1 protein-coding gene is annotated in these 7,500 nt (G+C 75.2%); it reads right to left on the bottom strand.

Translation table 11 applies throughout. The features are described 5' to 3' along the window. Positions 1–46 precede the first annotated feature (46 nt). Positions 47–7,500, bottom strand: a 7,454-nt coding sequence (locus tag IH68_RS0147540; RefSeq protein WP_030949740.1) for a type I polyketide synthase, incomplete at its 5' end; no start/stop codon positions are given.

Raw genomic sequence — 7,500 nt, forward strand, 5'->3', positions numbered from 1 at the left:
CTCTTGCCAAGGATGCGCCGACGTGCCGTCACGCCGACCTGAACTGTCACGCCGACCCGAACTGCTGGTCGATGAAGTCGAAGAGGTCGTCGTCGTCGGCCGCGTCGATCCGCTCCTCGACCGCCACCGCGGTGGCGCCGTCATGGTCACCGCTGCCGCCGTCGGCCGAGGTGAGTCCGGCCCCGGCGGGTCCGGCCACCTCCAGCGTGGACAGCAGCCCGCGCAGCCGGTCGGCCAGTGCGGTGCGGACCGCCTCGTCCCCGGCGATCGCTTCCAACACGCCCTCCAGCCGCTCGAGTTCGGCCAGCATCGGCTGTACGGTCGCCGCGGCCCCCGGCGAGGTCTCCTCCCGCAGATGGCGGGCCAGCCCGATGGGTGTCGGGTAGTCGAACAGCAGGGTGGCGGGCAGCCTGAGTCCGGTGGCCGTGCCCAGCCGGTTGCGCAGTTCGACGGCGGTCAGCGAGTCGAATCCCATCTCCAGGAAGCCCCGTTCGGTATCCACGGCGTCGGAGTCCGCGTAGCCGAGTACGGCCGCCGCCTGGTCGCGGACGACGTCCACCAGCACCGCGAGCCGTGCCTCGGCGTCCAGCTCCGCGAGCCGGCGGCGCAGCCGCTCGGCGGGCGCGGCGCCTTCGGCCTTCGCGGTGGCCGTACGGCGGCCGGGGGCGGGCTTGACGAGGGACCGCAGCAGGGCCGGGACCTCCCCGTCGGGCGTCCGCAGCCCGGCGGTGTCGAAGCGGGCCGGGACCAGCACCGCCCGGTCGGCGGCGACGGCGGCGTCGAACAGGTCGAGGCCCTGCTCGGACGGCATCGGGACGACTCCGCCGCGCGCCATCCGCACCAGGTCGGCCTCATCCAGCTTGCCGGTCATCGCCGACCGCTGCTCCCACAGGCCCCACGCCAGCGACTGGGCGGGCAGCCCCTCGGCCCGGCGCCGTCGGGCGAAGGCGTCCAGGAAGGCGTTGGCCGCCGCGTAGTTGCCCTGCCCCGAGCCGCCGAAGATGCCGGCCAGCGAGGAGTACAGCACGAAGGCGCGCAATTCGCTGTCCCGGGTCAGTTCGTGCAGATGCAGCGCGGTGTCGACCTTGGCGGCGAGCACCGTGTCGAGGCGTTCCTGGGTCAGGGAGCCGATGACGCCGTCGTCGAGGACGCCCGCGGTGTGCACCACCGCGGTCAGCGGGTGCTCGGCGGGGACCCTGGCGAGCAGGGCGGCCAGCGCCTCCCGGTCGGAGGTGTCGCAGGCGACCAGTTCCGCGCGGGCACCGAGCGCGGTGAGGTCGTTTACGAGTTCCCGGGCGCCGGGCGCGTCCGGGCCACGACGGCCGACGAGCAGCAGGTGCCGGGCACCGTGCCGGTCCGCCAGGTGCCGGGCGATCAGGCCGCCGAGCGCGCCGGTGGCGCCGGTGACCAGGACGGTGCCGTCCGGGTCGAGCAGCCAACCGGTGTCGCCGTCCGCCGCCTGCGTCACCGGCATACGGACCAGCCTCGGCATCCGCGACTCGCCCTTGCGCAGGGCGACTTGCGGCTCTTCCTGTACGGCCGCCGCGGGTAGCGCGCGGTACGACTCCTGGGCGCCGTCCCAGTCGAGGAGTACGAACCGCTCGGGGTTCTCGCTCTGTGCCGTGCGCACCAGGCCCCAGACGGCCGCGGCCACCGGGTCGGGCGCCCGGTCGCCCTCGTGCACGGTCACGGCATGCCGGGTGACCAGGACCAGCCGGGTGGCGTTGAAGGTGTCGTCGGCGAGCCAGCCCTGCAGCAGCCGCAGCACCCGCCCGGTCGTGCGGCGCACGGCGGCGGCCAGGTCGGTCCCCACCGGCTGTCCGGCATCGTCACCGAGGCCGGGTACGGCGGCGAGCACCGTGCCGGGCACCGGTATGTCCCCCGCGGTGACGGCGCGGGCGAGGTCGTCCAGGCCGGGGTGGTGGACGGCCGCGAGCCCGGCGGCCGTCAGGGCGTTCGCGAGGGCGGGGTCGCCGTCGCCGTCCAGGACGGCCCAGCCCGCGGAGGCGGGCCGGGCGGGTGCCGCGGCCGGGGTCACCCACTCCAGTTCATGCAGATGGCGGGCGGCGCTCCGGGCGTCCGCGAGCTGTCCGGCGGGCAGCGGGCGCAGGGTCAGCCCGGTCACCGTCGCGACGGGGGTTCCCGCCGGATCGGTGACGCTGAGCGCGACCGTGTCGGGTCCGGCCGGGGCGAGACGCACCCGCAGCTCGTCGGCTCCGGGGGCGTGCAGCCGTACGCCGGTCCAGCTGAACGGCATCACGGCGGTGCCGGCCGCGGCCGTCAGCCCGACGGTCTGCAGGGCGGCGTCCAGCAGGGCCGGGTGCAGCCCGTAGCGGGTGGCGTCGCCGGCCTCGGCGGGCAGTCGGACCTCCGCGTACACGTCCTCGCCCAGCTTCCAGGCGGCGGTCAGGCCCTGGAAGGCGGGGCCGTAGGCGAAGCCGCCCGTGGCGAAGCGGTCGTAGAGCCCGTCAATGGCGACCTCCTCGGCGCCCTGCGGCGGCCACACGTCGAGCGGGGCGCCGTCGGCCGGATCGGGCGTGCGGGTGAGCTGCCCGACGGCGTGGCGGGTCCAGGGCTCGTCGTCGGCCGCGTCGTCCGGGCGGGAGTGCACGGTCACCCCGCGCGCTCCCTGCTCGTCGGGCTCGCCGACGGTGACCTGGAGGTGGACGGCACCCTGTTCGGGCAGCACGAGCGGCGCCTCCAGGGTGAGTTCGTCGACGGCGGCGCAGCCGACCCGGTCGGCGGCCAGCAGGGCCAGTTCCAGGAAGGCGGTGCCGGGCAGGATCGCAGTGCCGGACACCGCGTGGTCGGCGAGCCAGGGATGGCTGTCGAGCGACAGCCGTCCGGTGAGCAGATAGCCGTCGCCGCCCGCGAGCGCCGTGCCGGCGGCGAGCAGCGGATGCTCCCCGGCGGCGAGCCCGGCCGCGGCGAGGTCCGGCGCGCCCGGGTCGGCGTCGAGCCAGTAGCGGGCGTGCTGGAAGGCGTACGTCGGCAGTTCGGCCCGGCGCACCGGCCGGCCGGCGAAGTACCCGGCCCAGTCGGGGCTCGTGCCGTGGACGTGCAGGGTGGCGAGGGCGGTGGTGACCGCGGTCTGTTCGGGCCGGTCACGGCGCAGCAGCGGGATGACCACGGCGGCCTGCGGGTCGGCGAGGCAGTCGCGGGTCACGGCGGCGAGCACACCGTCCGGGCCGAGTTCGAGGTACGTGGTCACGCCCTGCCGCTCCAGCGTGGCGACGGCGTCGGCGTACCGGACCGTGCCGCGCACGTGGCGCACCCAGTAGTCGGCGTCCTCCAGCTGTCCGGAGTCGGCGAGTTCGCCGGTGAGGTCGCAGACGACGGGCACGGTCGGCGCGGCGTACGTCATCTCGCGGGCGACGGCCGCGAAGCCGGCCTGCATCGGCTCCATCCGCGGTGAGTGGAAGGCGTGCGACACCGTCAGCCGCTTGGTGCGCAGCCCGGCCTCCCGCCAGGCCTCGGTCAGTTCCGCCACGGCGTCCTCGTCACCGGAGACGACCACGGACGCCGGGCCGTTGACGGCGGCGACGGACACCCGGTCCTCGTAGGTGCGCAGCGCCTCGGTGACCTGTGCCTCGCCGGCCTGTACGGCCAGCATGGCGCCGCCGTCCGGCAGTTGCTGCATCAGCCGCCCACGGGCGGCGACGAGACGGCAGGCGTCCGTGAGGTCGAGCACTCCGGCCACATGGGCGGCGGCCAGCTCGCCGATGGAGTGGCCGACGACGACGTCGGGGCGCAGCCCCCAGTGTTCCAGCAGCCGGAACTGGGCCACTTCCAGAGCGAACAGCCCGGCCTGTGTGTAGGCGGTGCGGTCCAGCAGCTCGGCGTCCGGGGTGCCGGCCGGGGCGAACAGCACCTCCTTCAGCGGCCGTTCGAGTTCGCGGTCCAGTTCGGCGCAGACGCCGTCGAGGGCGTCGGCGAACACGGGGTACGCGGCGTACAGATCACGGCCCATACCCGGCCGCTGGCTGCCCTGGCCGCTGAAGAGGAACGCGGTGCGCCCGCTGCGGCGCCGCACCCCGCGTACCAGTCCGGGCGCCTCCCGTTCCTCGGCCAACGCCCTTACGGCGGTGAGGAGTTCGTCCCGGTCCTGGCCGACGAAGGCAGCCCGGTGGTCGAACGCGGCGCGGCCGAGGGCGAGTGAGTGCGCGATGTCGACGGGCGCAGCACCGCCCTGGCCCTCCGGGTCCGCCAGATGGGCCAGCAGACGGGCGGCCTGGGCGCGCAGGGCGTCGGCACTCCGCCCGGAGAGCACCCAGGGGACCACGTCGCCGGAGGGAACAGGGACGGGCGCCCCCTCCGGCGACGCGGCGTTCTCGGCGGGCGGCTGTTCCAGGATCACGTGGGCGTTGGTGCCGCTGATGCCGAACGCCGACACCCCGGCCCGGCGCGGGCGGCCGCTGTCCGGCCACTCGACGGCCTCCGTGAGCAGCGACACCGCCCCCTCGGTCCAGTCGATCTGTGTCGACAGCCGCTCCGCGTGCAGGGTGCGCGGCAGCATCCCGTGCCGCATCGCCAGCACCATCTTGATCACACCGCCGACACCGGCGGCGGCCTGGGTGTGCCCGATGTTGGACTTCAGGGCGCCGAGCAGCAGCGGCCGGTCCTCCGGCCGGTCCTGCCCGTACGTCGCCATCAGTGCCTGCGCCTCGATGGGGTCACCCAGCTTGGTACCGGTGCCGTGCGCCTCGACGGCGTCCACATCGGCCGGGGAGAGCCCGGCGGAGGCCAGCGCCTGCCGGATGACCCGCTGCTGCGCGGGTCCGCTCGGCGCGGTGAGGCCGTTGCTGGCGCCGTCCTGGTTGACCGCGGAACCGGCGAGCACCGCCAGGACGGGATGGCCGGCTCGGCGGGCGTCGGACAGCCGCTCCAGGAGCACCACACCGACGCCTTCGGCCCAGCCGGCGCCGTCGGCGTCGTCGGAGAAGGCCTTGCAGCGGCCGTCCGGGGACAGTGCCCGCTGCCTGCTGAACTCGATGAAGGTGTCCAGCGCGGAGATCACCGTGACCCCGCCCGCCAGCGCCATGGTGCACTCGCCGGTGCGCAGCGCCTGGGCGGCCATGTGCAGCGCCACCAGGGACGAGGAGCAGGCGGTGTCGACCGTGACGGCCGGACCCTCCAGGCCGAAGGTGTACGAGATCCGCCCGGAGGCCACGCTGCCGGCGCTGCCGGTGGCCAGGTAGCCCTCGAAGTCCTTCGGTGCGTGCTGCACGCGGGAGCCGTAGTCGTGGTAGTTGGAGCCGACGAACACGCCGGTGCGGCTGCCGCGCAGCACGGCCGGGTCGATGCCGGCCCGCTCGATCGCCTCCCACGACGTCTCAAGGAGCAACCGCTGCTGCGGGTCGACGGCCAGCGCCTCGCGCGGGCTCATGCCGAAGAACTCAGGGTCGAAGTGGTGCGCGTCGTAAAGGAATCCGCCGCCGCGGGCGTAGAACGTGCCCGGACGGTCCGGGTCGGGGTCGTAGGTGCCCTTGAGGTCCCAGCCACGGTCGTCCGGGAAGACCGACACCGCGTCGCCGCCCTGCGCGAGCAGCCGCCACAGTTCGTCCGGGCCGTCCGCTCCGCCCGGGTAGCGGCAGGCCATCGACACGATCACCACCGGGTCGTCGTCCACCGCGACCGGCCGGGAGGAGGCCACCGGCACCGGGTCGGCGGCCGTGCCGAACAGGTCCTCGTGCAGCTTGGCCGCGAGAGCGGTGGCGGTGGGGTGGTCGAAGACCAGGGTGACCGGCAGCCGCAGCCCAGTGGCCTCGGCGATGGTGTTGCGCAGGGCCACCGCGGTGAGCGAGTCGAAGCCGAGGTCGCGGAACGCCCGCTCCTCGTCGACGTCCTCGGCACCGGAGTACCCGAGCGCCCCGGCGGCCAACTTCCTCACCAGAGCGAGGAGTTCACGCCGCTGCTCGTCGTACGGCAGGGCCGCGAGCCGTGCCGTGAGCGCGTTGCCGTCGCCGCCGGCGCCGTCTGTCGCGGACGTGGTGCGCGCCGCCAGGGCGGCCCGCACCTCGGGCAGGTCGGCGAGCACCCGGGCAGCCCCGTCGGAGTGGGCGAACGCATACGTCTCCCACCGAATGTCGGCCACGGCCAGCACCGGCTCCTCGCCGGACACGGCCTGCTGAAGCGCCGTCAGAGCCGACTCCGGGTCCATGGCGGGCATACCGGAACGGGCCAGCCGCTCGCCCGTCTCCCCGGACGCGAGGCCACCGCCACCCCACGCACCCCAGCCGACCGACGTGGCGGGCAGCCCGTCGGCGTGCCGCTGCCGGGCGAGTGCGTCGAGGAAGGCGTTGGCGGCGGCGTAGCTGCCCTGGCCGGGGCCGCCGAGCGTGCCGGCGAGCGAGGAGAACAGGACGAACGCGTCCAGTTCCAGGTCCCGGGTCAGCTCGTGCAGGTGCAGGGCGGCGGCCACCTTGGGCCGCAGCACGGTCTCGGCGCGCTCGGGGGTGAGGGCGTCCAGCACGCCGTCGTCCAGCACCCCGGCCGCGTGCACGACCGCGGTGAGCGGCTGGTCCTCCGGTACGGCGGCCAGCAGCGCCGCCAGCTGGTCACGATCGGCGGCATCGCACGCGGCCAGTGTGACGCGGGCCCCCAACTCGGTCAGCTCCGCCTCCAGTTCGGCCGCGCCGGGCGTATCCGGGCCCCGGCGTCCGGCCAGCAGCAGATGGGCCGCGCCGTTGCGGGCCAGCCAGCGGGCCACCTGGGCACCCACGCCCCCGGTTCCGCCGGTCACCAGCACCGTGCCGCTCGGCTTCCAGTCGGCGGGCGCGGGCTCCGGCAGCGCGGCCCGCACCAGCCGCCGCGCGAACAGCCCGGAACCGCGTACGGCCACCTGGTCCTCTTCGGCGGCTCCGGACAGGGCGGCCACCAGTCGGGCGACGGCACGGTCGTCCAGCTCCTGCGGCAGGTCCACCAGCCCGCCGAAGCGCTGCGGGTACTCCAGAGCGGCGATCCGGCCGAGCCCCCAGGCCTGCGCCTGGCCGGGTGCGGCCAGCCGGTCGGCACGCCCCGTGGACACGGCGCCCCGGGTGGCGATCCACAGCGGAGCGGCCACGCCGGCATCGCCGAGCGCCTGCACCAGGGCCGCGCTGAGGGCGAGTCCGTTGTCGAGCGGACTGCCGGGAGCGTACGGCGACTCGTCCAGCGCCAGCAGGGACAGGACACCGGCCGGCGTGCGGGGACCGTCGGCGCCGTTCACGGCGGTGCCGACCAGAGCGGTGAGCTGCTCCCGGTCGACGCCGGGGGCCACCTCGATGGTGGTCACCTCGGCGCCGTGGCCGGCCAGACCGTTGGTGAGGGAGGTGGTGACGGTGGTGGTGAGGTCGGTGTCGGGGTGTCCCTGCGGGACGACGAGCAGCCAGCGGCCGGTCAGCGCCCCGGCGGCGGCACGCTTGTCCCGGCCCACGGGCTTCCAGACCACCTTGTACCGCCAGCCGTCCACCACCGACCGCGCCGCCCGACCCTTGTGCCAACTCGACAGCGCGGGAAGCA

The sequence above is a fragment of the Streptomyces sp. NRRL S-646 genome, from assembly GCF_000720765.1.
In the GTDB taxonomy this organism is placed as follows: Bacteria; Actinomycetota; Actinomycetes; order Streptomycetales; family Streptomycetaceae; genus Streptomyces.